Origin of the sequence: Anabaena sp. CCY 9402-a (assembly GCF_963920945.1) — a bacterium.
Lineage (GTDB): Bacteria > Cyanobacteriota > Cyanobacteriia > Cyanobacteriales > Nostocaceae > Trichormus > Trichormus minutissimus.
Window position 1 is genome coordinate 1 of record NZ_CAWUDL010000164.1, and the last position, 3,461, is coordinate 3,461.

The following is a 3,461-nucleotide window of genomic DNA, read 5'->3' on the forward strand; positions in this document are numbered from 1 at the left end:
AACTCATAACTCATAACTCATAACTCATAACTCATAACTCATAACTCATAACTCAGCACTCAGCACTCAGCACTCATTGAGGTTGGCATTTGCCAGACCTGATGAGTCCAACTCTTCTAGCGATCGCTTCTTCCTGTGAGTTAAACGGCCCCCACTGGTCGATAATATTGACACCATAGTCCTCAACTTCTTGGCTGGGGACGATTTTGCAATTACCAGTATTACACTTGACAATATACCAAATTTGTGAATTATTCATAACAATAGTAGATTGCTAGGATCAGCCTTAAGAACTCTATCACGACCAATCTATGCCCTCACCGTTTCCAGGGATGAATCCCTACCTTGAAAATCCAGAACTTTGGCCTGAAGTTCATAGTAGATTAATTATTGCGATCGCTGATGCCGTTGCTCCTCAACTACGACCTAAATACCGTGTAGCTGTAGAAAAACGAGTGTATCAGATGACAGATGAAAATGCTGCCTTAGTTGGTATCCCTGATGTACTTATGGGGCGTTCTCTCACCAATTCTGAGAAGGAACAATCTCCACTCGCGGTAGCTTCACCACCTGCAAAACCCATGACTGTCAGCGTTCCCATCCCAGAAGAAGTAAGGGAGGCATATCTAGAGGTGCGAGAAGTGGGAACTGGGGAAGTTGTCACAGTAATTGAGGTGTTGTCACCCAAAAATAAGCGTTCTGGTGAGGGTAGAAAAGCATACGAAACTAAGCGTCAGCAAATATTAGGTAGCTCAACTCATTTAGTAGAAATCGATTTGTTACGTTGTGGTGAGCCTATGCCTATTTTGGGTATGCAAATTCAATCACATTATCGAATTTTGGTGAGTCGTAGCCCATCCCGTCCCAAAGCAGAACTATACCCTTTTGGGTTGCAAGAGCAGATTCCAACTTTTTTATTACCCTTGCGTCGGGGTGATGTCGAACCAATAATAGATTTAAAAGTATTAATAGATGGTGTATACGATCGCGCTGGATTTGATCTGGCTATAGACTATACGCAAAAGCCAGTTCCACCCCTTCAAGAAAATGATGCTGCTTGGGCTAATACATTATTACAACAGCAAGGTTGACGTTACAGTTGCCGTTAATTTCAGGTAGTCGGGAGATGAGCGACGCACCCTAAAAATAATTATCAATATATTAAGTATGGCTACGCCACCCTGCGCGAACAAAAATCAAAGCAGATAGGAATTGTTGTACATTGCCATCAAGAGCAACTAACAACTAATGGCTATATATGAACTTTCGCGAAGAGTTTAAACTGCTGCTACGCGCTCGCTACCCCTTAATTTATATTCCCACCTATGAAGAGGAACGGGTAGAAGCAGCAATCCGAGAAGAAGCCAACAATCAAGGGAATCGCCCTGTATATACTTGGGATTTTGTCGATGGCTGTCAAGGAAACCCCAATGATGAGGGATTTGGACGGCGTAACCCTCTACAAGCTTTAGAATTTGTAGAAAAATTATCTGCTTCAGCCCCAGCCGTCTTAATTTTACGGGACTATCATCGGTTTTTAGATGATGTGGCGATCGCTCGCAAACTCCGCAATTTAGCGCGACTTCTCAAGTCTCAACCCAAAAATATTGTTTTGTTATCACCACGCATTGCGATTCCTGATGATTTAACCGAAATCTTAACGGTTGTGGAGTTCCCTTTACCCGCCGCCCCCGAAATTACAACAGAGGTAGAACGCTTACTACAAGCCACTGGTAACTCACTGTCTGGCAAAGTTTTAGATGATTTGGTGCGCTCTTGCCAAGGACTATCAATGGAGAGGATTCGGCGGGTTTTGGCCAAGGCGATCGCCACCCACGGCGAATTACAACCAGAAGACGTAGATTTAGTTTTGGAGGAAAAACGCCAAACCATCCGCCAAACCCAAATCCTCGACTTTTACCCCGCCACTGAGCAAATTTCTGATATTGGCGGACTAGATAACCTCAAAGATTGGCTATTGCGGCGGGGAGGCTCGTTTACTGAACGGGCGCGTCAGTACGGTTTACCCCATCCTAGAGGTTTATTATTGGTGGGGATTCAGGGAACTGGCAAATCATTAACGGCAAAAGCGATCGCCCATCACTGGCATTTACCACTACTCCGGCTAGATGTAGGACGCTTGTTTGCTGGGTTGGTGGGTGAATCAGAATCTCGCACCCGCCAAATGATCCAAGTAGCAGAAGCTCTCGCCCCCTGCATTTTGTGGATTGATGAAATAGATAAAGCCTTTTCTGGACTGGGTAGTAAAGGTGATGCAGGAACAACTAGCCGTGTATTTGGTACGTTTATTACCTGGCTAGCTGAAAAAACCTCACCTGTATTTGTGGTAGCTACCGCCAACGACATCCAAGCCTTACCGCCGGAAATGCTGCGCAAAGGTAGGTTTGATGAAATTTTCTTTGTCGGTTTACCTAGCCAAGATGAAAGAAAAGCTATTTTTAATGTGCATTTATCCCGACTACGCCCCCACAATTTGAAAAATTATGACATCATCCGATTAGCATACGAAACACCCGATTTTTCAGGGGCAGAAATCGAGCAAACTTTAATTGAAGCCATGCACATTGGATTTAGCCAAAACCGAGACTTTACCACGGACGATGTTTTAGAAGCCGCCAGTCAAATTATCCCCTTAGCCCGCACAGCTGTAGAGCAAATCCAAAAACTGCAAGAATGGGCAGCAGCAGGGAGAGCGCGTTTAGCTTCAAAACAAACACCTTTAAGCGATACCTTCGGGAAGCTACGGTAATTTGTGTCCATATAGTTGGTCAATTCACTTGCAATAGTCCATAATTCAGAGTTAATCATCGACTAATATGGACTATTGATTAATAGGGGACTGGGGATTGGGGAAAAATCTATTAACTATTGATTATTAAAAAGGACATAACTATGGTTTCTGGTTTACTAAAGTTTATATTGGGATTTTTATTAGCGATCGCAGTTTTAGTTGGTAGCGGTGTAGCTGTGGCACTCTATTTCATGAATAGAACTGCTATACCCCCTACTAAACCGACTTATGCCAATGATAGCCCTGCCCTCCAAACTTCAAATCCGCAAAAAACTGACTTAAAAAGTACACCTACTCCTAAAGCAATAATTTCTCCTACCCCCTCCGCAACTCCAACTCCTACAGAATCATCAGAAGCATTGCCACCAGGAGCTTATCAAGGGCGTGTCACTTGGTCTGAAGGGTTAAGTTTACGTGCTGAACCTAAACAAGATGCCGAGCGCGTTGGCAGTGTTGCGTTTAAACAAAATATTATTGTTTTGGAAGAAAACCAAGATAAAAAGTGGCTAAAAATTCGTATCGAAGGCAGTAAACAGGAAGGTTGGGTAAAAGTCGGTAATATTGAACGGGTTAATTAAATCAGTGAACAGTTTGTGAGTGCTGAGTGCTGAGTGCTGAGTGCTGAGTGCTGAGTTGTGAGTGCTGAGTT

At 43.6% G+C, this 3,461-nt stretch carries 4 protein-coding genes; 3 read left to right on the forward strand and 1 reads right to left on the reverse strand.

The window, feature by feature from the left end; genetic code table 11:
• Positions 1-73: 73 nt before the first annotated feature.
• Complete coding sequence (locus tag ACM0OR_RS27930; RefSeq protein ID WP_414579659.1) at positions 74-259, reverse strand: DDE transposase family protein; 186 nt, start codon at positions 257-259, stop codon at positions 74-76.
• 52 nt (positions 260-311) lie between these two features.
• Between ACM0OR_RS27930 and ACM0OR_RS27935 the strand changes: the two genes are divergently transcribed.
• From ACM0OR_RS27935 to ACM0OR_RS27945, 3 genes are all read left to right on the forward strand, one after another.
• A complete protein-coding gene (locus ACM0OR_RS27935) occupies positions 312-1,091 on the forward strand; it encodes a DUF4058 family protein (RefSeq protein ID WP_414579660.1) in 780 nt (259 codons plus the stop codon).
• Positions 1,092-1,258: 167 nt separating this feature from the next.
• Positions 1,259-2,770, forward strand: a complete 1,512-nt coding sequence (locus ACM0OR_RS27940) for an AAA family ATPase (RefSeq protein WP_414579661.1) — start codon at positions 1,259-1,261, stop codon at positions 2,768-2,770.
• Between the two features lie 143 nt (positions 2,771-2,913).
• A complete protein-coding gene (locus tag ACM0OR_RS27945; RefSeq protein ID WP_414579662.1) occupies positions 2,914-3,390 on the forward strand; it encodes an SH3 domain-containing protein in 477 nt (158 codons plus the stop codon).
• Positions 3,391-3,461: the final 71 nt, after the last annotated feature.

Excerpts from the sequence above, each read along its gene's own strand:
- ACM0OR_RS27935 (WP_414579660.1), top strand. The coding sequence starts at position 312 with ATGCCCTCACCGTTTCCAGGGATGAATCCCTACCTTGAAAATCCAGAA.
- ACM0OR_RS27930 (WP_414579659.1), bottom strand. The coding sequence starts at position 259 with ATGAATAATTCACAAATTTGGTATATTGTCAAGTGTAATACTGGTAAT.
- ACM0OR_RS27945 (WP_414579662.1), top strand. The coding sequence starts at position 2,914 with ATGGTTTCTGGTTTACTAAAGTTTATATTGGGATTTTTATTAGCGATC.
- ACM0OR_RS27940 (WP_414579661.1), top strand. The coding sequence starts at position 1,259 with ATGAACTTTCGCGAAGAGTTTAAACTGCTGCTACGCGCTCGCTACCCC.